The sequence below is a fragment of the Streptomyces sp. NBC_00289 genome (assembly GCF_041435115.1).
Taxonomy (GTDB): Bacteria; Actinomycetota; Actinomycetes; order Streptomycetales; family Streptomycetaceae; genus Streptomyces.
Window position 1 is genome coordinate 3,492,934 of the sequence record NZ_CP108046.1, and the last position, 23,155, is coordinate 3,516,088.

Annotated in this window: 18 protein-coding genes; 5 read left to right on the top strand and 13 right to left on the bottom strand. The window is 71.0% G+C overall.

Annotated features, from left to right (window positions below; all coding sequences use genetic code 11):
* The first annotated feature begins 142 nt into the window (after positions 1 to 142).
* Entirely contained in the window at positions 143 to 2,008 is a 1,866-nt protein-coding gene (locus OG985_RS15885) for a ricin-type beta-trefoil lectin domain protein (RefSeq protein WP_371668980.1), read from the top strand.
* A gap of 99 nt (positions 2,009 to 2,107) precedes the next feature.
* Here OG985_RS15885 and cimA read toward each other — a convergent pair whose 3' ends face one another.
* The 7 genes from cimA to OG985_RS15920 form a co-directional block, all read right to left on the bottom strand.
* Positions 2,108 to 3,712, bottom strand: coding sequence for a citramalate synthase (cimA, locus tag OG985_RS15890; protein ID WP_371668981.1), 1,605 nt, complete (start codon positions 3,710 to 3,712; stop codon positions 2,108 to 2,110).
* A 285-nt stretch (positions 3,713 to 3,997) separates the two neighbouring features.
* Positions 3,998 to 4,624, bottom strand: coding sequence for a TetR/AcrR family transcriptional regulator (locus OG985_RS15895; RefSeq protein ID WP_371668982.1), 627 nt, complete (start codon positions 4,622 to 4,624; stop codon positions 3,998 to 4,000).
* A gap of 9 nt (positions 4,625 to 4,633) precedes the next feature.
* Positions 4,634 to 5,668, bottom strand: coding sequence for an agmatine/peptidylarginine deiminase (locus OG985_RS15900; RefSeq protein WP_371668983.1), 1,035 nt, complete (start codon positions 5,666 to 5,668; stop codon positions 4,634 to 4,636).
* An 11-nt stretch (positions 5,669 to 5,679) separates the two neighbouring features.
* A complete protein-coding gene (locus OG985_RS15905) occupies positions 5,680 to 7,356 on the bottom strand; it encodes an urease subunit alpha (RefSeq protein WP_371668984.1) in 1,677 nt (558 codons plus the stop codon).
* On the bottom strand, positions 7,353 to 8,036 hold the full coding sequence (ureA, locus tag OG985_RS15910) for an urease subunit gamma (RefSeq protein ID WP_371668985.1): 684 nt from the start codon (positions 8,034 to 8,036) through the stop codon (positions 7,353 to 7,355). The genes OG985_RS15905 and ureA overlap by 4 nt, the downstream gene beginning before the upstream one ends.
* Before the next feature lie 564 nt (positions 8,037 to 8,600).
* Positions 8,601 to 9,692, bottom strand: coding sequence for a branched-chain amino acid aminotransferase (locus OG985_RS15915; protein WP_371668986.1), 1,092 nt, complete (start codon positions 9,690 to 9,692; stop codon positions 8,601 to 8,603).
* A 248-nt stretch (positions 9,693 to 9,940) separates the two neighbouring features.
* Positions 9,941 to 10,984, bottom strand: coding sequence for a 3-isopropylmalate dehydrogenase (locus OG985_RS15920; protein ID WP_371668987.1), 1,044 nt, complete (start codon positions 10,982 to 10,984; stop codon positions 9,941 to 9,943).
* Between the two features lie 142 nt (positions 10,985 to 11,126).
* Between OG985_RS15920 and OG985_RS15925 the strand changes: the two genes are divergently transcribed.
* A complete protein-coding gene (locus OG985_RS15925) occupies positions 11,127 to 12,695 on the top strand; it encodes a purple acid phosphatase family protein (RefSeq protein ID WP_371668988.1) in 1,569 nt (522 codons plus the stop codon).
* A gap of 83 nt (positions 12,696 to 12,778) precedes the next feature.
* On the opposite strand, the gene OG985_RS15930 is transcribed toward OG985_RS15925, so the two are convergent.
* On the bottom strand, positions 12,779 to 12,910 hold the full coding sequence (locus tag OG985_RS15930; RefSeq protein ID WP_371668989.1) for a hypothetical protein: 132 nt from the start codon (positions 12,908 to 12,910) through the stop codon (positions 12,779 to 12,781).
* Between the two features lie 368 nt (positions 12,911 to 13,278).
* Between OG985_RS15930 and OG985_RS15935 the strand changes: the two genes are divergently transcribed.
* The gene (locus OG985_RS15935) at positions 13,279 to 14,160 is read left to right on the top strand and encodes an alpha/beta fold hydrolase (RefSeq protein WP_371668990.1); all 882 of its coding nucleotides are present in this window, start codon (positions 13,279 to 13,281) and stop codon (positions 14,158 to 14,160) included.
* Here OG985_RS15935 and OG985_RS15940 read toward each other — a convergent pair.
* The 3 genes from OG985_RS15940 to OG985_RS15950 form a co-directional block, all read right to left on the bottom strand.
* Positions 14,150 to 15,004 carry an alpha/beta fold hydrolase gene (locus OG985_RS15940; protein ID WP_371668991.1) on the bottom strand — a complete coding sequence of 285 codons (855 nt, stop codon included), beginning with the start codon at positions 15,002 to 15,004 and terminating at the stop codon, positions 14,150 to 14,152. The two genes, OG985_RS15935 and OG985_RS15940, sit on opposite strands and share 11 nt — an antisense overlap.
* A 76-nt stretch (positions 15,005 to 15,080) precedes the next feature.
* Complete coding sequence (pruA, locus tag OG985_RS15945) at positions 15,081 to 16,712, bottom strand: L-glutamate gamma-semialdehyde dehydrogenase (protein ID WP_371668992.1); 1,632 nt, start codon at positions 16,710 to 16,712, stop codon at positions 15,081 to 15,083.
* Between the two features lie 37 nt (positions 16,713 to 16,749).
* Entirely contained in the window at positions 16,750 to 17,676 is a 927-nt protein-coding gene (locus OG985_RS15950) for a proline dehydrogenase family protein (protein WP_371668993.1), read from the bottom strand.
* Positions 17,677 to 17,839: 163 nt separating this feature from the next.
* Here OG985_RS15950 and OG985_RS15955 point away from each other — a divergent pair, with 163 nt between their 5' ends.
* Positions 17,840 to 19,063: a PucR family transcriptional regulator gene (locus OG985_RS15955; RefSeq protein WP_371668994.1), complete on the top strand. Its 1,224-nt coding sequence runs from the start codon at positions 17,840 to 17,842 to the stop codon at positions 19,061 to 19,063.
* Between the two features lie 28 nt (positions 19,064 to 19,091).
* Here the strand turns inward: OG985_RS15955 and OG985_RS15960 are convergent, their stop codons facing one another.
* Positions 19,092 to 19,682 (bottom strand): TetR/AcrR family transcriptional regulator, encoded by a 591-nt coding sequence (locus OG985_RS15960; protein ID WP_371668995.1) that lies wholly within the window; start codon positions 19,680 to 19,682, stop codon positions 19,092 to 19,094.
* Positions 19,683 to 19,790: 108 nt separating this feature from the next.
* Here OG985_RS15960 and OG985_RS15965 point away from each other — a divergent pair, with 108 nt between their 5' ends.
* On the top strand, positions 19,791 to 21,308 hold the full coding sequence (locus tag OG985_RS15965) for an MFS transporter (protein ID WP_371668996.1): 1,518 nt from the start codon (positions 19,791 to 19,793) through the stop codon (positions 21,306 to 21,308).
* A 135-nt stretch (positions 21,309 to 21,443) separates the two neighbouring features.
* Here the strand turns inward: OG985_RS15965 and serA are convergent, their stop codons facing one another.
* Complete coding sequence (gene serA, locus OG985_RS15970) at positions 21,444 to 23,033, bottom strand: phosphoglycerate dehydrogenase (RefSeq protein ID WP_371668997.1); 1,590 nt, start codon at positions 23,031 to 23,033, stop codon at positions 21,444 to 21,446.
* Positions 23,034 to 23,155: the final 122 nt, after the last annotated feature.

Consider the following 23,155-nt stretch of genomic DNA (forward strand, 5'->3'; position numbering starts at 1 on the left):
GGTGCGAGCCCAACGCGCGGCCGGATCAGGGAGGTTGTCACTTCGAAAAGTGAACGCGCGCCCCCTTGACGTGTATACGAAGCCGTCATTTACTCACGCCTCGCACGCCTCCCATCCCCCCACCTCCAGAAGGCGGCGCTCCATGAGGAGATCCACTCGGGCGGTCCGGCTGCTTCTCGCCGGGCTGCTCACCACGGCCGGTTTCACGGCGGCGACCGCGCCGGCGCACGCGGCCGGCGAGCAGGTCACGGCCTGGCTGACCACCACAGACGACACCGGCGGACGCCATGTGGTCCGCGGACTCCAGGCCCAGACGCCGTTCGCCTTCCAGTCCGGCTCCGGCGGCAGCGGCGAGAACATCACCGTGGACGAGGACACCCGCTACCAGACCTTCACCGGTGGCGGCGCCTCCTTCACCGACACCGCGGCCTGGCTGATGAACAGCAGCGGGGCCCTCTCGACGGCGGCCCGGGACGCGGCCATGCGGAAGCTGTTCTCACCGACGGAGGGGATCGGGCTGTCGTTCCTGCGCAATCCGATGGGTGCCTCGGACCTGGCCCGGTTCGGGTACACCTACGACGACATGCCGGCCGGGCAGACGGATCCCTCGCTGTCCGGCTTCTCCATCGCGCACGACCTGGCGGACGTCGTGCCGCTCACGAAGCGGGCGCTCCAGCTGAACCCGTCCCTCACCGTCATGGCCTCCCCGTGGACCGCGCCGGCCTGGATGAAGGACAGCGGGCAGCTCAACGGCGGGTGGCTGAAGGCCGAAAACTACGGGGCCTACGCCTCGTACTTCGTGAAGTACCTCCAGGCGTACCGGGACCAGGGCGTGCCGGTGTCGTACGTGACGGCGCAGAACGAGCCGACGTGCTGCTCCGGATACCCCTCGATGAGCTGGAACGCGAGCGGCCTCGCGTACTTCACCAAGAGCGAGCTGCTGCCGAAGCTCCAGGCGGCGGGCCTGTCGACGAAGGTCCTGGCGCACGACTGGAACTGGGACGTGTACGACGCGTACGCCGCCCCGACCGTGGACGACGCGGCGGTCCGCAGCCACCCCAACTTCGGCGGGATCGCCTGGCACGGCTACGGCGGGGACGTGGCGAAACAGACCTCCACGCACGACCGGTACCCGCAGCTCGACGCGTTCGGCACCGAGCACTCGGGCGGCACCTGGATCGCCGACCAGCAGCGCGAGGACATGCTGAACATCGTCGACTACACCCGCAACTGGGCGAAGTCGGTGACCAAGTGGTCGCTGGCGGTGGACCAGAACATGGGCCCGCACAACGGCGGTTGCGGAACCTGCACCGGGCTGGTCACCGTGCACAACGGTGACGGCGCGAGCGGCACGGTCGACTACACCGTCGAGTACTACACGATGGGACACCTGACGAAGTTCGTCCGGCCGGGCGCGCAGCGGATCGCCTCGACCGCGTCGTCGGCCGTGCCGAACGTGGCATGGCGCAACCCCGACGGCAGCAAGGCCCTGATCGCGTACAACGGCTCCGCCTCGGCCCGGACGGTGACCGTCAACTGGGGTGGACAGCACGCGACCTACAACCTGCCCGGGAAGACGTCGGCGACCTTCACCTGGGCGGGCACGCCGTCCGGCGGCGGAGGCGGGACCGGGGCCTTCGTCGGGCTCGCGGGCAAGTGCCTGGACGTGACGGGCGGCGCGAGCGCCAACGGAACCGCGGTGCAGCTCTACGACTGCAACGGCAGTACGGCCCAGCAGTGGACCGTGCGGACGGACGGCTCGGTGCGGGCGCTCGGCAAGTGCCTCGACGTGGTCTCGGCGTCGACCGCCGACGGGGCGAGGACGCAGCTGTACGACTGCAACGGCACCGGTGCGCAACGCTGGTCGTACGACGCCGCGACCGGTGACGTGGTGAACACGGCGGCGAACAAGTGCCTCGACGTGACGGACAACTCGTCGGCCAACGGGGCGCGGGCGCAGATCTGGTCGTGCACGGGGGCCGCCAACCAGAAGTGGCTGCTGCGGTAGCCGGAGAGGAGCCCGCCGGTCCTCGGCGCCGTTCGGGCGGCTCGCCGAGGACCCCGGCCGGGCGGCGCCCCGCCCGCCGAGGACCCTGGTGAACGGCGCCTACTTCGCGGGCTCCACGCCCGCCCGCAGCAGGCCGTACGCGTACGCGTCCTCGAGCGCCTGCCAGGAGGCGGCGATGACGTTCTCCGCCACGCCCACCGTCGACCACTCCCCCGTGCCGTCGGACGTGGAGATGAGGACCCTCGTCGTGGACTGGGTGCCGTGCACGCCCTCGAGGATGCGGACCTTGTAGTCGACGAGCTCGAGCTTGGCGAGCTGGGGGTAGATCGTCTCCAGGGCGACCCGCAGGGCGCGGTCCAGGGCGTTGACGGGGCCGTTGCCCTCGGCGGTGGCGACGATGCGCTCGCCCTTGGCGAAGAGCTTGACCGTGGCCTCGTTGGCGTGGGTGCCGTCGGGGCGGTCCTCGACGATCGCGCGCCAGGACTCGACCTCGAAGTACTTCAGGGGCTTGCCCTCGACCTCGGCGCGGAGCAGCAGTTCGAAGGAGGCGTCGGCCGCCTCGTAGGTGTAGCCCTTGAGCTCGCGCTCCTTGACCCGCTCGACGACCCGGCCGACCAGTTCGCGGTCACCGCCCAGGTCGACGCCCAGCTCCTTGCCCTTGAGCTCGATCGACGCGCGGCCCGCCATGTCGGAGACCAGCATCCGCATGGTGTTGCCGACCTGCTCCGGGTCGATGTGCTGGTAGAGGTCCGGGTCGACCTTGATGGCGGAGGCGTGCAGGCCCGCCTTGTGGGCGAAGGCCGATACGCCCACGTAGGGCTGGTGGGTGGAGGGGGTGAGGTTGACGACCTCCGCGATGGCGTGCGAGATGCGGGTCATCTCGCGGAGCTTGCCGTCGGGCAGGACCTTCTTGCCGTACTTGAGCTCCAGCGCCGCCACGACCGGGAACAGGTTGGCGTTGCCGACCCGCTCGCCGTAGCCGTTCGCCGTGCACTGCACGTGGGTCGCGCCCGCGTCCACCGCGGCCAGGGTGTTGGCGACCGCGCAGCCCGTGTCGTCCTGGGTGTGGATGCCGAGGCGGGCGCCGGTGTCGGCCAGCACCGTCGAGACGACCGCGTGGATCTGCGCCGGGAGCATGCCTCCGTTGGTGTCGCAGAGGATGACCACGCTCGCGCCGGCCTCGGACGCCGTACGGACGACGGCCTTCGCGTACTCGGGGTTCGCGCGGTAGCCGTCGAAGAAGTGCTCGCAGTCGACGAAGACCCGGCGGCCCTGGGAGCACAGGTGGGAGACGGTGTCCCGGACCATCTCCAGGTTCTCCTCCAGGGTGGTGCGCAGAGCGAGCTCGACGTGCCGGTCGTGGGACTTCGCCACCAGGGTGATCACCGGGGCTCCGGACTCCAGGAGCGCCCTGACCTGCGGGTCCTCGGACGCCTTCGCGCCGGCCCGGCGGGTGGCGCCGAACGCGACGAGCTGGGCGTGCTGGAAGCTGATCTCCTGCTGGGCGCGGGCGAAGAACTCGGTGTCGCGCGGGTTGGCGCCGGGCCAGCCGCCCTCGATGAAGCCCACGCCGAAGTCGTCCAGGTGCCGTGCGATGGCCAGCTTGTCGGCGACGGTGAGGTTGATGCCCTCGCGCTGGGCGCCGTCGCGCAGGGTGGTGTCGAAGACGTGGAACGTGTCGTCGAGCTCGCTGGTTTCCGTCATGGTGTCAAGGCTCCTGTGTCGGATCTCGGTCTGTACCGGAATGACCGGCTCCACCGTCCTCCAATGATCCCTCGCGCTGCGCTCCCGGCTTGGGGTGGGCCAGAAAAAGCGAAAAACCCCTCGCGGGTGCGAGAGGTCTGCGCGCGGGTCGAGAACGACGGTGTCCGCCCGTACCTGGTCGTACGTGGCGGTCACTGCGGACCGGCGCGCCTGCTGCCAATAATCGTGGCGAACGAGAGCACGGTGGCAGTTTGGCACAAACCGCCGCCGGGCTCACCGTCTGTCTCAGGATGCGAACAGCGGGTGGTGCGGGCCGTCGAGCTCCTGGTCCAGGAACTCACGGACATGACCGAGGACCTGCTCGCGGTCGGTGCCCCGCAGTCCGATCGCGACATGGATGGAGAAGCCGTCCAGCAGCGCCCGGAGCCGTGCCGCGAAGCGGTCGGGGTCGACGCGCCGGAACTCGCCGCGGGAGACGCCCTCCGCGAGGAGGGCGACCAGGTCGCGGTGCCAGGCGCCCTCGATGGCGGCCTGCCGGTCGCGGGCGTCGTCGTCGGCGTTCTGCGAGCGGTTCCACACCTCCAGCCAGAGCGTCCAGTGCGGATCGCGGTGGCCATCGGGCACGTACAGCTCCACGTAGGAGTCGAGGCGGGCGCGGGCGGTGGCCGTCCGGGTCAGCAGTCGGCCGCGTTCCGCGCCGAGCCGGCCCTCGCTCCACTCCAGGGTCCGCAGCAGCAACTCGTCCTTGGAGTGGAAGTAGTAGAGGAGATGGCCGCTGCTCATGCCGACCTCGCGCCCGAGCGCCGCCATGGTGAGCCGCTCCAGCCCGCGCTCGGCGATCATCTCCATGGCGGCGGCGAGGACGTGCTCGCGCGGCGGCGCGTTCTTCCGCGCCCGTGCCGCTCCGGCCATCCGCGACTCCTAGATCCTCGGCTGCTGCTGCGTGACGCAGTGGATGCCACCGCCACCGGAGAAGATCGTACGGGCGTCGACCAGCGTCACCGTCCGCCGCGGGAACAGGCGGCGGAAGATGCCGGCCGCGTTCTCGTCGCGGGGGTCGCCGAAGCCGCACAGGACCACTCCGCCGTTGCACAGGTAGTGGTTGATGTAGGAGTAGTCGGCCCAGTGGCCGTCCGCCTCCAGGACGGTCGGGGCGGGCACCTCCACGACCTCCAGGCGGCGCCCGCGCGCGTCGGTCTGCGCCCGCAGCAGGCCGATGACCTCCCGGCTCACCTCGTGGTCGGGGTGCGCGGGGTCCTGCTGGTGGTGGGCGACGACGACGCCGGGGCGGGCGAAGGCGGCGACGATGTCGACGTGACCGAGGGTGCCGAAGCCGTGGGGAGGGTAGTCGCCGGTCAGGCCGCGCGGCAGCCAGATCGCCTTGCGGGTGCCGAGGTGGGCGTGGATCTCCGCCTCGACCTCCTCCCTCGACCAGTGCGGGTTGCGCTCGGGGCCCAGCTGCACGGTCTCCGTGAGCAGGACCGTGCCCTCGCCGTCGACGTGGATCGCCCCGCCCTCGTTGACGAGCTTCGAGGCGTACGTCCTCGCCCCCGCCAGGTCCGAGACGTGGGCGGCGATCTTCGCGTCGTGCTCCCAGCGGGCCCAGTCCTGGGCGCCCCAGCCGTTGAACGTCCAGTCGACGGCGGCCAGTTCACGCCCGTTGGTCAGGAAGGTGGGTCCGATGTCGCGCATCCAGGCGTCGTCGAGGTCGCGCTCGACCGTGTCGACCCCCTCGCCCAAAAGGGCCCGTGCCTCGCCCGACTGTCCGGGGCCGCACACCACCGTGACCGGTTCGAAGCGGCGGACCGCGCGGGCGACCGACGCCCAGGCGGCGCGTGCGGCGGCGAGGTCCCCGGGGTCGTCGAAGGTGGGGTTGGGGCCCGGCCACGCCATCCAGGTGCGCTCGTGCGGGGTCCACTCGGCGGGCATGCGGAAGCCGTCGGCGGCAGGAGTCATGGCGGGCACCTTCAGAGGAAGTAGAGACGGTTGAGGGAGACGGACTCGGCGGGATCCGAGCGGATCGGCTCGCCGTCGAGGGTGACCAGACCGGTGCGCCCGTCGACGTCGACCGCGCCGGTACGGGAGTTGAGGCGCAGGTCGGCCGGACCGATCCCGCGGGTGCCGCGTACGGCGACCCGGCGGCGCCGGGTCGGCATCGTGTCGTTTCCCTGGTCGAGGGCCGCCCGCGCGACGAAGGCGACCGAGATGTCGGCCGGGGTCGCGCCGTACGCGCCGAACTGCGGTCCCAGCACCAGGGGTTCACAGGTGTCGGTCGCCGCGCCCGGGTCGCCGACCACGCCGTACGCCGGAAAGCCCGACTTGAGCACGAGCTGCGGCTTGGCGCCGAAGTACTCCGGCCGCCACAGCACGAGGTCGGCGAGCTTGCCCACCTCGATGGAGCCGACCTCGTGCGCGAGGCCGTGGGCGATGGCGGGGTTGATGGTCAGTTTGGCGATGTAGCGCAGGACGCGTGCGTTGTCGTGCTCCTCGGGGGCGCCGAACTCGGCCTTCATCTTTCCGGCCATCGCGAAGGTGCGCCGTACCGTCTCGCCCGCGCGCCCCATGCCCTGCGCGTCCGACGAGGTGATGCCGATCGCGCCCAGGTCGTGCAGCACGTCCTCGGCGCCCATCGTCCCGGCGCGGATACGGTCGCGGGCCATGGCGGCGTCGCCGGGCAGGTCCGTCTTCAGGTCGTGGACGGAGACGATCATCCCGTAGTGCTCGGCGACCGCGTCCCGGCCGAAGGGCAGGGTCGGGTTGGTGGAGGAACCGATGACGTTGGCGACGCCGGCCATCTTCAGCACGTTCGGCACGTGTCCGCCGCCGCAGCCCTCGATGTGGAAGGCGTGGATGGTGCGGCCCTCCAGCACCCGCAGGGTGTCCTCGACCGACAGGCACTCGTTCAACCCGTCGCTGTGCAGGGCCACCTGGACGTCGTACTCCTCGGCGACGCGCAACGCCGTGTCCAGCGCCCGGGTGTGGGCGCCCATGTCCTCGTGCACCTTGAAGCCGGACGCGCCGCCCTCCGCGAGGGCCTCGACGAGCGGGGCGGGAGAGGACGACGAACCCCGGCCCAGGAAGCCGATGTTGACCGGCCAGGCGTCGAAGGCGTTGAACGCGTGCCGCAGCGCCCAGGGCGAGTTGACCCCCACGCCCCACACCGGCCCGAACTCCTGCCCGATGACGGTGGTCACCCCGGATGCCAGCGAGGCCTCCATGATGCGCGGCGACAGCAGATGGACGTGGGTGTCGACGGCGCCGGCGGTGGCGATGAGGCCCTCGCCGGACACGATCGACGTGCCGGTGCCGACCACGACGTCGACACCGTCGAGCGTGTCGGGGTTGCCTGCCCGCCCGATGGAGTGGATCCGCCCCTCCCGGATGCCGATGGAGACCTTCCGGATCCCCTGCGCCGCGTCGATCACCACCACGTTGCTGACGACGACGTCACAGGTCTCCCGGACGGCCGCCGCCTTGAGGTGCAGCCCGTCGCGGGCGGTCTTCCCGAAGCCGGCGAGGAACTCGTCACCCGGGCGCTGCGCGTCGGACTCGACGCGGACGATCAGGCCGGAGTCGCCGAGGCGGACGCGGTCACCGGCCCGGGGACCGTGGGTGGCGGCGTACGCGTAGGGGTCGACGCTCATCGGTCGGCTCCCAGATATCCGCAGGCCACGGCCCTGCGCAGGGCCTCGTCCTTCGCGCCCGGCGCGTCCAGCGCCCCGTCGACCAGACCGGCGAAACCGATGGCGATCCGGTCGCCGCCGATCGGCAGCAGCCCGGCCTCGACGCTCTCGCCGGGCCCGAAGCGGACCGAGGAGCCGGCGGGCGCGGCGAGCCGCATGCCGTAGGCCCGCTCGCGCGCGAAGTCGAGCCGGGGGTTGGCCTCGAAGAAGTGGAAGTGCGAGGTGACGGAGATGGGCACGGTGGCGGTGTTGGTGACCGTCACCCGGTCCACCGCCTCGGGCTCGGAGTGCGGCGGTCCCGGCAGCAGGGCGCCCGGTCCGTGCTCGCCGAGTCCGCCTGCGCCGATCGGATCGCTGACGACGGCGAGCCGTGACCCGTCGTCGAAGACGGCCTCCACGTGCACCTCCGTGACGACGTCCGCGACGCCCGGCAGGACGTCCTCGGGGCCGAGCACCGAGCGGGCGGCCGCGATGGCCTCCGCCAGCCGTCTGCCGTCCCGCGCGGCCTCGCACACGGTGTCCGCGACGAGCGCGGTGGCCTCCGGCACGTTGAGCCGGAGACCGCGGGCCCGGCGGGCGCGGGCCAGCTCCGCGGCACCGAAGAGCAGCAGCCGGTCACGTTCCGTGGGAGTGAGTCTCACGACGGCACCTCCATGTCTCACTTGCTTTAGAGCATCACTCTAAACGCTGAATCGACGTGGCGGAACGCTTGGCGTGGAGAAGTGTCGAGCTCACATAGAGCATCACTCAAACTCTGCCCACGGACCCGCTGCTGACCCTGACCGGCGGAGTGGACTGCGGCTTCCCGCCGCCGGGCGTGGTGGCGGGCCGCCCCGCATGCCGCTCGCGCAGCCCGTCCTGGGACGGGGCGGAAACCGGCTCGCGCCGGAAGCGGGCACCAGGCAGTGCCGGGCACTCATGTCAGGACCGCGGGCGGACGGCGCCCGGTGGGCGCGTCGCGAGGCGGAGGACGACCCGCGAACCGGGCGTACTCGGGTGACAGCGGGACGGCGAAGGTGCCGGACGGGACGGCACCCGCCCGGTGTCCAGGGCCGGACACGGCCTGACGCTGTCGGTCAGGCCGCGCCGTGCGTGCCCTCCTCGGGAGGGAGGGCACGCGCTCCCCCGCGGCATCGGTGGTGGACACCCGTGCGGGGGAGCTGTTCGCGTCGAACCGACTCGCGGCGTTCGACGGACCGTCGGGCTCAGCCCAGCTTGTGCATCCAGCCGTGCTTGTCCTCGGCGATGCCGCGCTGGATGTCGAGGAGGGCCTGGCGGAGCTTGAGGGTGACCTCGCCGGGCTCGCCGCCCGACTGCTTCCACTCGACGCCCTCGCGCTTGACCGTGCCGACCGGGGTGATGACCGCGGCGGTGCCGCAGGCGAAGACCTCGGTGAGGGTGCCGTTCTCGGCGTCGCGCTGCCACTGGTCGATGGAGACGCGTCCCTCCTCGGAGGTGTAACCGAGGTCGCGGGCGACCGTCAGGAGGCTGTCGCGGGTGACGCCCTCCAGGATCGATCCGGTCAGGGCGGGCGTGACGATCTTGTCCCCGTACACGAAGTACAGGTTCATGCCGCCGAGCTCCTCGACCCACTTGTGCTCGACCGCGTCGAGGTAACAGACCTGGTCGCAGCCCTTGGCGGCGGCCTCGGCCTGGGCGAGGAGGGAGGCCGCGTAGTTGCCGCCCGTCTTCGCGTCGCCCATGCCGCCGGGCACGGCGCGGACGCGGTCCTCGGACAGCCAGATGGAGACCGGCCGCACGCCGCCGGGGAAGTACGCGCCGGCCGGGGAGGCGATCACCAGGAAGAGGTACTCGTTGGCGGGCTTCACGCCCAGGCCGACCTCGGTGGCGATCATGAACGGGCGCAGGTAGAGGGACTCCTCGCCGCCGTGCGCGGGAACCCAGTCCCGGTCCTGCTGGACCAGCGCGTCGCAGGCCTCGATGAACGTCTCGACCGGCAGCTCGGGCATGCCGAGCCGGCGCGCGGACAACTGGAAGCGGCGGGCGTTCTTCTCGGGGCGGAAGGTGGCGACGGTTCCGTCGGGCTGGCGGTACGCCTTGAGTCCCTCGAAGATCTCCTGCGCGTAGTGCAGGGTCATGTTCGCCGGGTCCAGGGAGAGCGGGCCGTACGGCACGAGCTGGCCGTCGTGCCAGCCGCGGCCCTCGGTCCACTTGATCGTCACCATGTGGTCGGTGAAGTGGCGGCCGAACCCTGGGTTGGCCAGGAGCGCCGCGCGCTCGGCGTCGGCGAGCGGGCTGGCGGACGGCTTGAGTTCGATCGTCGTGGGCGTCGTCATGAATGGGTGTCCTTCACCGGTTGTAGTGACGGGCCGCGCTCACGCCCGTACTGCCAGTGGCCAGTGCTAACGTCCGAGCATTCCCTCATTCCGCGGCTCCGCGTTCGATTATCGCAAGAGCGGAGACCGTGGACGAAAACGGCGTGAATGCGGCCCAGGGGATGATGGTGGCACCCGGCGGGGACATACGAAAGCCGCCGGGTACGGAGTGACCCGGCGGCTTCGAAAGTGGTTCGAGCGGCGCGGGGTCAGCCGGCTACTCGTACGGCGAGCGCGTCGCCGATCTCGGCGGTGCTGCGGGCCGGCTTGCCGGTGCGCTCCGCGAGGTCGGCGGAGACGGCGTCCTCGATGCGGGCCGCCTCGGCCTCGTAGCCGAGGTGGCGCAGGAGCAGGGCGACGGACAGGACCGTGGCGCTGGGGTCGGCCTTGCCCTGACCGGCGATGTCCGGGGCCGAGCCGTGCACCGGCTCGAACATGGACGGGAACTCGCCGCTCGGGTTGATGTTCCCGGAGGCGGCGACGCCGATGCCGCCGGAGACGGCCGCGGCGAGGTCGGTGATGATGTCGCCGAACAGGTTGTCCGTGACGATCACGTCGAAGCGCGCCGGGTCGGTGACGAGGTAGATCGTCGCGGCGTCCACGTGGATGTAGTCGGTGGTGACCTCGGGGAACTCCTGGGCCACCTTGTTGAAGACGTTCGTCCACAGGTGTCCGGCGAAGGTCAGCACGTTGTTCTTGTGGACCAGCGTCAGCTTCTTGCGCGGCCGCGCCTGGGCGCGGGCGAAGGCGTCGCGGACCACGCGCTCCACACCGAAGGCGGTGTTGACTGACACCTCGGTGGCGACCTCGTGCTCGGTCCCCTTGCGGATGGTGCCGCCGTTGCCGGTGTACGGACCCTCGGTGCCCTCACGGACCACGACGAAGTCGATCTGCGGCTCACCGGCGAGCGGGGTGGCGACGCCCGGAAGGAGCTTCGACGGGCGCAGGTTGACGTGGTGGTCGAAGGCGAAGCGGAGCTTGAGCAGGAAGCCGCGCTCCAGCACGCCCGACGGCACCGACGGGTCGCCGATCGCGCCGAGCAGGATGGCGTCGTGCTGCCTGAGGGCGTCGAGGTCGGCCTCGGTGAGGGTCTCACCGGTCGCGTGGTAGCGAGTGGCGCCGAAGTCGTAGTCCTTGGTCTCCAGCTTCACATCCTGCGGAAGGACGGCGGAGAGGACCTTGAGACCTTCGGCCACGACCTCCTGGCCGATGCCGTCACCGGGAATCACTGCGAGATTGATGCTGCGAGACATGTCGGCACCGTACTCCTTGTCCCATGGGATGACATGCGGTGTCCGCGATCCGGACACCCGCACGGTGGACAGCGTCAGCCCTTCGTCCGCCGTTCACCCGTGTGTGTGCCGGCCGTTGAGTTCCGCCGGGAAGTTGACAGGCATGGAGACACCCGACGTCGGCATCCCCGAGCGGCTCGCCCGCCGGATGAGCATGGCGGAACAGTACGAGTACCTGCGCACGAAGCTGACCCGGCGCCGCACGCTGGTCACGGCGGGTGCGGTGGCGGGCGGCCTGCTGACCGGCTGCTCCGGCTCGGGAGCGGGTGGTACGGCGGTCGGCGCGCCGGTTGCCGCGTCGGCTCCGGAGAAGGTGCACGGCTCCGTCGTCCACCCCTTCGGTCGCCATCTCGCCTTCGGCGCCGACCCGAGGACCCAGATGCGGATCTCCTGGCAGGTGCCGCTGACGGTCCGGAAGCCCTACGTCCGCATCGGCCCGCGGCCCGACCGGCTCGGCCGGAAAATCGAGGCCGAGGTACGCCACCTGCACACCCCGGGACTGACGGGCGTACGGGCGGCGCTGGACCAGTACTACCTCCACGCGGCCCTGGACGGCCTGCGCCCCGGCACGACGTACTACTACGGCGTCGGCCACGATGGCTTCGACCCGGCCTCGTCCGCCAACCGGCGCACGATCGCCTCCTTCGACACGGCACCGGCGAGCCCGCGGAAGTTCGTGTTCACCGCCTTCGGCGACCAGGGTGTGGGCCGGGCCGCCGCCGCCAACGACGACCTGCTGCTGCGCCGGAAGCCGGCCTTCCACCTCCACGCGGGCGACATCTGCTACGCCGACGGGAACGGGCGGGGCGAGAGGACGGACGGGTACGACCCCGCCTTCTGGGACCTGTTCCTCAAGCAGAACGAGCCGGTGGCGAGGTCGGTGCCGTGGATGGTGACCACCGGCAACCACGACATGGAGGCCTGGTACTCACCGGACGGCTACGGCGGCCAGCTGGCCCGCTTCTCCCTGCCCGACAGCGGCTTCGACCCGCGCGCGGCGCCGGGGGCGTACGCGTTCACGTACGGCAATGTCGGTGTCGTCGCGCTGGACGCGAACGACGTCTCCTACGAGATCCCCGCCAACCTCGGCTACACGGGCGGCCGGCAGACGGCGTGGCTCGACCGGAAGCTGGGTGAGCTGCGAGCGGACAAGGCGGTCGACTTCGTCGTCGTGTTCTTCCACCACTGCGCCTACTCGACGTCCACGCACGCCTCCGACGGAGGCGTCCGCGCGGAGTGGCTGCCGCTGTTCACGCGACACCAGGTGGACCTGGTGATCAACGGGCACAACCACGTGTACGAGCGGACCGACGCCATCCGGGACGGCCGCGTCGGCCGGGCCGTGCCGATCGGCGCGGCCACCGACCCCACGCGGGACGGGATCGTGTACGTCACGGCGGGCGGCGGCGGCCGTGACCTGTACGGCTTTCCGCCGGGCGTGAAGGAGAGCTACGAGGGGCACGTCACCCGCGCCGAGGCCGTCGACACCTTCCGCTGGACCAGGTCGAAGGACCCCGACAAGGAGAGCGTCGAGTGGTCGCGGGTCCGCTACCGGGGCTTCTCGTTGCTCTCGGTGGAGGCGGAGAGCGGTGCGACCCCACGGCTGCGGGTGTCGGCACTCGCGCAGAGCGGCGAGCGCATCGACCATTTCGAGGTGCGGCGCGGCGGTTGAGGCCGCGCCGCACCCCGGCGGGTGCGGCTCCCGGCATGAGGGTTCTACCCGCTCGGACGGCGGCTCAGTGACCGGCCGGGGATTCAGTGACCGGTCGAGCCGCCGTTGTCCCGGCGGTCGAGGGCGCGCTGGAGAGCGGCGGCGGCGTTCTTGCGGTCCGACTCGCTGCTGCGGGAGGTGTGACGGACTCGACGGCGTGCGGTCGTCTCGGCCATGAGAAATCGACTCCTTTGGAATCCGGGAGGCGGAAAGGGTGTACGAGACGCCGGAAGGGGCGGGGAGCGGTGCCGCAGGGGTTGCCTGCATGGGGCTCCGCTCACGACCGCCATTCGCTTGATCGAGCGAGACGTTCGGCTTCTACAAAAGTAAGGGAGGAGCCCGCGCCTGTCTCCACAATTACTCGGACTTCCTACTATCTGAGACGGCCCACTGCCTCGCACGTACGTGACCTGCGGTTTCGCTCTCCCGGCATTGAAGTCGCGGTGACCGTCACACCCGGAAGTGGGCCTCGGCACCACCGGAGAGCTGCCTAACTACTCAAAGCACCTTGACTGGTTAGAGGTGGGCGTGATGCACTGCCGTCATGACCACCCACCAGGTCCACCACCGCACCACCACCGTCCGCGGCCACGAGGTGTACTACCGGGAGGCGGGTCCCGCCGACGCGCCGGTGCTGCTGCTTCTGCACGGCTTCCCGAGCAGCTCGCACATGTTCCGCGACCTGATCCCCCTGCTCGCCGACCGCTACCGCCTGATCGCCCCCGACCACATCGGCTTCGGCCGGTCTGCGGCACCGGCCGCCGCGGACTTCCCGTACACCTTCGCCGAACTCGCGGCCGTCACGGGCGAGTTCACCGAGCAGCTGGGACTGAAGGAGTACGCCCTCTACCTCCAGGACTACGGCTCCCCCATCGGACTGCGCCTGGCCCTGGCCCACCCCGACCGGGTGACCGCGATCGTCACGCAGAACGGCAACGCCTACGAGGACGGGCTCGGGACGGAGGCCTGGGCGCCGGTGCTGGCCCTGATCGCCGACCGCACCCCGGAGACCGAGGCACCCGTCCGTGCGATCAGCAGCCCCGAGGGGATCAGGTGGCAGTACCTGCACGGGGTTCCCGCGGACCGTCGGGAGCTCGTCAGCCCGGACGCCTACGAGCACGACACGGCCCTCATGGCCCGCCCCGGCCAGCCGGAGATCCAGCTCGACCTGATCTCCGACTACGGCTCCAACCTCGCGCTGTACCCGGCCTTCCAGGAGTACTTCCGCACCAGCCGGGTCCCGCTCCTGGCGGTCTGGGGCGCCCACGACGAGATCTTCGTCCCGGCCGGAGCCCTCGCCTTCCGGCGCGACCTGCCGGACGCCGAGGTGCACCTGCTGCCCACCGGGCACTTCGCCCTGGAGACGCACGCGCACCAGATCGCCGACCTCGTCCGGGGCTTCCTGGACCGCCGCCTCACCGGCTGAGGAACGACGCCACCGCCTCCCGGAAGCCCTTCGGGTCCTCCGTCCAGGGCATGTGGCCGGCCTCCGGAAGGATCACCCGGCGAACGTCCGCGAGCGCCCGCGCCAGCGAGTCCACCGCCGAGCGCGGCCGGATGTCCCGGGCGCCGTCGACGATCAGCACCGGCAGCCCGACCGCGCGGCAGGCCTCGTACAGCCGCGGTGTGCCCCAGGTGCGCCGGCGCTCCTCGTTGAGGGCCCTGCCGCACTCCGTGTTGATCCCGTACCAGGGGTCGGCCATGCGCCCGGCGTGCTCCAGGGCCCGGTCGCGGTCCTCGAACTCGATCGACCACTGGAGCACCGCACGCTCCCGGTCCTCCTGCTCGGTGAGGTCCGGCCGGTCCGTCAACTCCCGCCAGCGGGCGAGGCGTTCGGGCACGTCACCGAGGCGGGCCAGGAAGGTCTCGACGTAGGCCGGGTGCCAGTCGGCGTCCGGTCCGATGCCGGTTCCCGACACGTACACCAGCGCGCTCACCCGCTCCGGATGCGCGAGCGCGTAGCTCAACGCCAGCTGCGCACCCCAGGAATGGCCGAGCAGGGCGGTCCTCTCGAAGCCGAAGTGCGCGCGCACGGCGTCCAGATCGGCGACGAACCGCTCGCTCGTCCACGGCCCGTCGCACCGCCGGGAGCGCCCGCACCCGCGCTGGTCCCAGCGGACGACCGTGGCCCGGTCGGCCAGCAGGCCGGCCACGTCCCCGAGCGTGTCCCACAGTCCCGGCCCGCCGTGGCAGAGCACCAGCGGATCGCCGTCCCCCGAAGCGGACGCCCACAGGCGCGTCCCGTCGTCCGCGATCACCGTCGTCTCCATGCTCCGAGTCTGCCCACCCGAAGCCGCGAACGGGCCGGATCCCCGCAGGACCCGGCCCGTTCCGCCCGCGCGGGCGTCAGCCCATGTGCGGGTACGCGTAGTCGGTCGGCGGGACCAGCGTCTCCTTGATGGCGCGGGTCAGCGTCCAGCGCATCAGGTTCTGCGGGGCGCCGGCCTTGTCGTTGGTGCCGGAGGCACGGCCGCCGCCGAAGGGCTGCTGGCCGACGACGGCGCCGGTCGACTTGTCGTTGATGTAGAAGTTGCCGGCCGCGTAGCGCAGCTTCTCCATCGTGTACGCGGCCGCCGCCCGGTCGCCCGCGATCACCGAGCCCGTCAGGGCGTAGTCCGAGACGGACTCCATCTGGGCCAGCATCTCGTCGTAGCGGTCGTCCTCGTAGACGTGCACGGCGAGGAACGGGCCGAAGTACTCGGTCGTGAAGACCTCGTTCTCCGGGTCGGTGCACTCCACGACGGTCGGGCGGACGAAGTAGCCGACCGAGTCGTCGTAGGAACCGCCCGCGACGATCGTGCAGGCCGGGTCCGACTTCGCGCGGTCGATGGCGGCCTTGTTCTTGGCGAAGGCGCGCTCGTCGATGACCGCCCCGACGAAGTTCGACAGGTCGGTGACGTCACCCATGGTGAGGTAGTCGACCTCGGCGGCGAACTCCTCGCGGAAACCGCCGTTCCAGATCGACGCGGGGACGTACGCCCGGGAGGTCGCCGAGCACTTCTGGCCCTGGTACTCGAAGGCACCGCGGGTCAGGGCGGTCTTGAGGATCGCGGGGTCGGCGCTCGGGTGGGCGACGACGAAGTCCTTGCCGCCGGTCTCACCGACCAGCCGCGGGTAGGAGCGGTACTTCTCGATGTTGGCGCCGACCGTCTTCCACAGGTACTGGAAGGTCTTCGTCGAGCCGGTGAAGTGGATGGCCGCGAGGTCCCGGTGCTCCAGCGCGACCTCGGAGACCTCGATGCCGTCGCCGGTGACGAGGTTGATGACACCCTTGGGCAGGCCGGCCTCCTCCAGCAGCTGCATCAGCAGCACGGCGGCGTGCGTCTGGGTCGGCGACGGCTTCCACACCACGACGTTGCCCATCAGCGCCGGCGCGGTGGGCAGGTTGCCCGCGATCGCCGTGAAGTTGAACGGCGTGATCGCGTAGACGAAGCCCTCGAGCGGGCGGTGGTCGAGACGGTTCCAGACGCCCGGGGAGTTGGCCGGGGGCTGCTCGGCGAGCAGGTCACGGGCGTACTTGACGTTGAAGCGCCAGAAGTCGACCAGCTCACAGGGACAGTCGATCTCGGCCTGCTGGGCGGTCTTCGACTGGCCGAGCATGGTGGAGGCGGCCAGCGTCTCGCGCCAGGGACCGGCGAGCAGTTCGGCGGCGCGCAGGATGATCGCGGCACGGTCGTCGAAGGCCATCGCGCGCCAGGCGGGCGCGGCGGCGAGGGCCGCGTCGATGGCGTCCTGCGCGTCCTGCCGGGTGGCGTGCGCGCCGGTGCCGATGACGGCCTTGTGGTTGTGCGGCTGCACGACCTCGAAGCGCTCACCGCCACCGAGCCGCTTCGCGCCGCCGATGGTCATCGGCAGCTCGATCGGGTTCTCGGCCAGCTCCTTGAGCTTCACCTCGAGACGGGCGCGCTCGGGCGAGCCGGGGGCGTAGCCGTGCACCGGCTCGTTGACGGGGGTGGGGACCTGGGTCACAGCGTCCATATCTTCCGTTACTCCTTCTTGAGCGGTGTTCTCGGGCTCAGCCCTTGGTGATCATGCTGCGTACGAAGAACCGCAGGTTGGCGGGCTTCTCCGCGAGCCGCCTCATGAAGTAGCCGTACCAGTCGGTGCCGTAGGCGGTGTAGACGCGCATACGGTGGCCCTCGGCGGCGAGCCGCAGGTGCTCCTCGCCGCGGATGCCGTACAGCATCTGGAACTCGTACTCGTCGAGCTTGCGTCCGGCGCGCCGGGCGAGTTCCTGGGCGATGGAGATGAGGCGCGGGTCGTGGGAGCCGATCATCGGGTAGCCGTCGCCCTCCATCAGGATCCGCAGGATCCGGACGTACGCCTTGTCGATCTCCCGCTTCTGCTGGAACGCGACCTCGGCGGGCTCCTTGTACGCGCCCTTCACCAGCCGGACGCGGCTGCCGCTCGCGGCGAGGCGGCGGGCGTCGGCCTCGGTACGGAAGAGGTAGGCCTGGATGACACAGCCGGTCTGCGGGAAGTCCTTCCGCAGCTCCTCGTGGATGGTGAACATCGAGTCGAGGGTGGTGTGGTCCTCGGCGTCGAGGGTGACGGTCGTCCCGATGGCGGCGGCCGCCTCGACGACGGGCCGGACGTTGGCGAGCGCCAGTTCGTGACCGCCCTCCAGGGACTGCCCGAACAGGGACAGCTTGACCGACATCTCGGCGCGGGTGCCCAGCTCCAGTTCCCTGAGCCGGTCCACGAGCGCCAGGTAGGCGTCACGGGCGGCGGCGGCCTGCTCGGGACGGGTGATGTCCTCGCCGACGACGTCCATCGTCAGTTCCAGGCCCCGGTCGGTGAGGTCCCTGATGATCGGGACGATCTCGTCGACGCTCTCGCCGGGGATGAACCGGTCGACCACCTGCCTGGTGACCGGGGCCGCCGAGATCAGGCGTCGCAGCCGGCCGCTGCGCGACGCGGCGAGAATCACGGGACCCAGCACGGGGCACCTCCACATACCAACCCATACGAGGCCGGTCCCGAGGGTTCGGGAACGGCACGGAGAACCACCGTGAAACCTAAGGATCCCTCCGATCGTCGGCCATCGACAGCTGTCACGCATCCGTGCCACCGATCTCAGACAGATGTATGAAGAGCTACGGGAAATGCGGGAGAATGCCCGGGTGACGTCGGAATCGAAGGCTGACTACCAGGAGCTGGTCGACGAGATCTCGGAGCTGCTCGGTGCCCCCGCGACCCTGGAGAACCGGGACTTCGAGCTGATCGCCTTCGGTGCCTACGACAGCGAGGGCGACCTCGACGCGTCCGCCCTGGACCCGGTCCGCACCCGCTCGATCCTGACCCGCCGCTCGACGGCGGCGATCCGGTCCTGGTTCGAGGGCTTCGGCATCACCCGCGCCACCGGCCCGGTCCGCATCCCGCCCACCCCGGAGGCGGGGGTCTACCGAGGGCGGATCTGTCTGCCCGTACGGCATCGCGGGGTCGCCCTCGGTTACGTCTGGCTCCTGGACGACGACCCGGGGCCGAGCGCCGGTCAGCTGACCGCGGCGATGGAGGTGACCACTCGTATCGGCGCACTGCTCGTCGACGAGGCCCAGCACGGGGCCGACCTCACCCGCGAGCTGCGGGCTGTCCTGACGCCGGAACGCGACTGGCAGCGCGACATGGCGATCGCCGAACTCCGCACGGCCCTGGGGGCACGCGCGGACGGCCCGCACACGGTGGTGTGCGTGGCGCCCTGGCCGTCGGCGGACCCGGACGACGCCCCGTCGGTCCGTACGGTGCCGGGTGCGACGGCGCTGTGCACGGTGCCGTGGGGAGCGGCCGGCCAGAGCCTGGCACTGCTGGTGAGACTGCGCTCGACGGACGTCCCGACCCCGGCGGTGTCGGCGGCGACGCGGCTGCTGGAGCGGGCGCGCGGGACCGGTGCGGGTCCCGTCGGCCCGGGCGCGTCAGTCACCGTCGCCGCCGGAGTCGCCGCCGGCCGCCTCGGGCTCGCGGGGCTCGGCGCGGCCTGGCGGGAGGCGTCGGCCGCGGCCCGGGCCGCCCTGTCGGAGCCCCGGTTCGGCCCGGTCGCGGAGTGGGTGTCCATCGGCCCGTTCCGCCTGCTCACGGCGCTGCCACCGGAGGCCGCCCAGGATCCCTCCGTACGGCCTCTGCTCGCCCCGGCCCACCGTGAACTCGCCCGTACCGCCGAGGTCTACCTCGACTGCGCGGGCCAGGCGGGCCGTACGGCGGCGGAGCTCGGCATCCACCGCCAGACGCTGTACTACCGCCTCTCCCGCGTGGAACGGCTGACGGGCCTGGACCTGGACGACGGCGAGGACCGGCTGCTGCTGCACATGGCACTGAAGGCGGCCCGGCTGTAGTTCACTCCGCCCTTCCGTCGGCGGCCCGTCAGTTCTCCGCGGCTCCCGCGATCAGTCGGCGCAGTCCCTCGGTGAGGCGTTCGGCGTCGGTCGCCGTGCCCGGGTCGAAGACCCACTGGACCATGAGGCCCTGCAGGAGGGTCTGGTAGAGACGGCCCTCGGTGTCGACGGTCTCCTTGTCGAGGTCCGCCTCCGGGATGCCGATGAACAGCGGCACGATGCCCGACCGGCCCTCCTCCTGGGCCTCCGCCAGGAGTTTGCGCACCTCGGGGATGCGGTCGCCCTGGAGGATGAGTTCGAAGCTCAGCAGCCACACGGGGCGCGACTGCGGGAACGACCGGATGATGTTCGCCCAGACCTCCTGGAACCGCTCCAGCGACCGCGCGGGCGCCGTCGTCTCACCACCCGCGCCCCAGCCCGGGTCGAAGCTGTCCCCCATCCCCTCGATGAGCGAGACGTACGCCTGCACGAGCAGCGCGTCCTTCGATCCGTAGTGGTAGCCGATCGACGCCAGGTTGGTCCCCGACTCCTTGACGATGTCGCGCGCCGTCGTACGCAGGAAGCCCTTCTCCAGCAGGCAGCGCTTGGCGCCTTCGAGCAGATCCTCGCGATGTCCCATGCCGGGCAGCCTACCCCGATTCATACAACCGTCCTAGACGAGTGATTTACACGAACGTTTTATACGCACGTCCTAGACAAGCGTTTAGGACGCCCGTACATTCACGGCATGACGAACTCGACCAGCACCACCCCGGCCCCGGCCGTCCGAGCCGGGCGACGTGAATGGACCGCTCTCGGCGTGCTGATGCTCCCGCTGCTCCTTGTCTCCATGGACGTCTCGGTCCTGTACTTCGCCATCCCGGCGATCAGCGCGGACCTGGAGCCCAGCGGCACCCAACAGTTGTGGATCTTCGACATCTACGCGTTCGTACTGGCCGGCCTGCTGATGACGATGGGCTCGCTCGGTGACCGCATCGGCCGGCGCAGGCTGCTGCTGATCGGCGCGGCCGCGTTCGGCACCGCCTCGCTGGTGGCCGCCTACGCGAACAGCGCCGAGACCCTGATCGCGGCCCGGGCGGTGCTCGGGATAGGCGGCGCGACCCTGATGCCGTCGACGATGGCGCTGGTCCGCACGATGTTCACGGACCCCGCCCAGCGCGCCAGGGCCATCGGCCTGTGGTCCGGCGTGATGACGGCCGGCATCGCGCTCGGCTCGGTGCTGAGCGGCGTACTGGTCCAGTACTTCTGGTGGGGCTCGGTCTTCCTGGTCAACCTGCCCGCCATGGCCCTGCTGCTGGTCATCGGCCCCGTGCTGCTCCCCGAGTCGAAGGACCCCGAGCCCGGCCGGTTCGACTGGCCGAGCGTCCCGCTGTCGATGGCCGCCGTACTGCCCGTGATCTACGGCCTGAAGGAGATCACCTCCCGGGGCTGGCACCCCCAGTACGTCGTCTCGATCACGCTCGGCCTGGTCTTCGCAGCCCTCTTCGTCCACCGCCAGCGCACAGCGGACTCCCCGATGATCTCCCCGGCCCTGTTCCGCGGCCCCGGCTTCGCCCCCGCCGTCGCCCTGAACCTCGTCTCCGCCTTCGGGATGCTGGGTTCGGCGTTCTTCACCACGCAGTACCTCCAGTCGGTGCTGGACAAGAGCGCGATGGAGGCGGCCCTGTGGGCGCTGCTCCCCTCGGTGCCGATCGGCATGGCGGCCCCGATGGCGACCGCACTCGTCCAGAAGGGCGTCGACCGCGCCCACGTCGTCACCGCCGGCTTCGTCGTCGCCGCATGCGGCTACGGCCTGCTGTCCCAGGCGGGTACCGACTCGATGTGGCTGGTGCTGGCCGCGTGCGGTGTCCTCGCCTCGGGCATCGTGATGGTCCTCTCCCAGATGACGGACCTCGCCCTGGGCAGCGCCCCGGTCGAACGGGCGGGCGCCGCGTCCTCCCTGCTGGAGACGGGCACGGAGTTCGGCGGCGCCCTCGGGATGGCCGTGCTCGGCTCCATCGGCACCGCGGTCTACCGCCACGACATCCCGGCCTCGGCACCGGCGCCGGCGCACGAGACGCTGGGCGGCGCCCTGGCGGTCGCCGGACAACTGCCGGGGCGCGCGGGAGACGCCCTGGCCGTGGTGGCCCGGGAGGCGTTCACCGACGGGATGCGGGCGGCGGCGATCGCGGGAGCGGTACTGCTGGCCGGAGCGGCGGCCCTGGCGGCGCTGACGCTGCGCAAGGTCACCGCGGGCGAGAGGTAGGGAACACACGAACGCCGGGTGAGCTGAGGACTCCTCAGCTCACCCGGCGTCGTTTCGACCGGTCCGGGGTTCGGGGACGAGGCCGTTCAGGCCGAAGCGGTGGTCCGGGGGCGGCAGCCCCCGGGCACGGTCACCTCAGACGAGGTTCACCGAACGGGCGAACGTCGCCCCGATCTCCTCCGAGACCTCGGCCAGCACACCCGCCTCCACTGTGTCGTCGACCGTCAGGACGGCCAGCGCCTCGCCGCCCGCCGCCGCGCGGGCGACCTGCATGCCGGCGATGTTGATGCCCGCCTCGCCGAAGATGCGGCCCACGGTGCCGACGACGCCGGGACGGTCCTCGTAGCGCAGCACCACCATGTGGTCGGCGAGCGCGAGGTCGACGTCGTACTCGCCGACCGCGACGATCTTCTGCAGGTGCTTCGGGCCCGCCAGCGTGCCCGAGACCGACACCTCCTCGCCGCTGCTCAGCGTGCCGCGCACGATGACGACGTTGCGGTGGTCGGCGGACTCCGAGCTGGTGGTCAGCCGCACCTCGACGCCGCGCTCCTGCGCGAACAGCGGGGCGTTGACGTACGACACGGTCTCGTCGACCACGTCCTCGAAGACGCCCTTGAGGGCGCTGAGCTCCAGCACCTTCACGTCGTGCTGGGTGATCTCGCCGTACACCTCGACGTCGAGACGGACCGCGACCTCGCCCGCGAGGGCCGTGAAGATCCGGCCGAGACGCTCGGCGAGCGGCAGGCCCGGCTTCACGTCCTCGGCGATGACCCCGCCCTGGACGTTGACCGCGTCCGGCACCAGTTCGCCGGCGAGCGCGAGGCGCACCGACCTGGCGACGGCGATGCCCGCCTTCTCCTGGGCCTCGTCGGTGGAGGCGCCGAGGTGCGGGGTGCAGACGACCTGGTCGAGCTCGAAGAGCGGGGAGTCCGTGCAGGGCTCCTTCGCGTACACGTCGAGGCCGGCACCGGCGACGCGGCCCTCCTTGAGCGCCGAGTACAGCGCCTCCTCGTCGACGATGCCGCCGCGCGCGGCGTTGACGATCCGCACCGACGGCCTGACCTTGTGCAGCGCCTCGTCGCCGATGAGACCGACCGTCTCCGGGGTCTTCGGCAGGTGCACGGTGATGAAGTCGGAGGCCTCGAGCAGCTCGTCCAGCGACAACACCTTCACGCCCATCTGCGCGGCCCTGGCCGGCTGGACGTAGGGGTCGTAGGCGACGACCTTCATGCCGAAGGCCGACATGCGCTGGGCGACCAGCGCGCCGATGCGGCCGAGGCCGACGACACCGAGGGTCTTCTCCGCCAGCTCGACACCCGTGTACTTGCTGCGCTTCCACTCGCCGTTCTTCAGCGCGGTGTTGGCCTGCGGAATGTGGCGGGCGGTGGCGAGCAGGAGACCGCAGGCCAGCTCGGCGGCGGTCACGATGTTCGAGGTGGGTGCGTTGACGACCATCACGCCGGCCTTGGTGGCGGCGGAGACGTCCACGTTGTCCAGGCCGACGCCGGCTCGTGCGACGACCTTGAGTTTGTGCGCGGCGGCGATGGCCTCCGCGTCGACCTTGGTGGCGGAGCGGACCAGGATCGCGTCCACGTCGGCGATGGCGGGCAGCAGCTCGGCCCGGTCGGCGCCGTTGCAGTGGCGGATCTCGAAGTCGGGGCCGAGGGCGTCGACAGTCGCAGGCGACAGCTCTTCAGCGATGAGTACGACAGGTTTCGAGCTCACGTGAGTCCTCACAAGTCCCATGCATGCGGACGGCCGTCCCGACGGCCGCAGGCGGTGGAGGGTGCTAGCCGCGTGGAAGACGCACGACGCTGTGGGCCTGACGCGTATGTAGTACGGCAGTG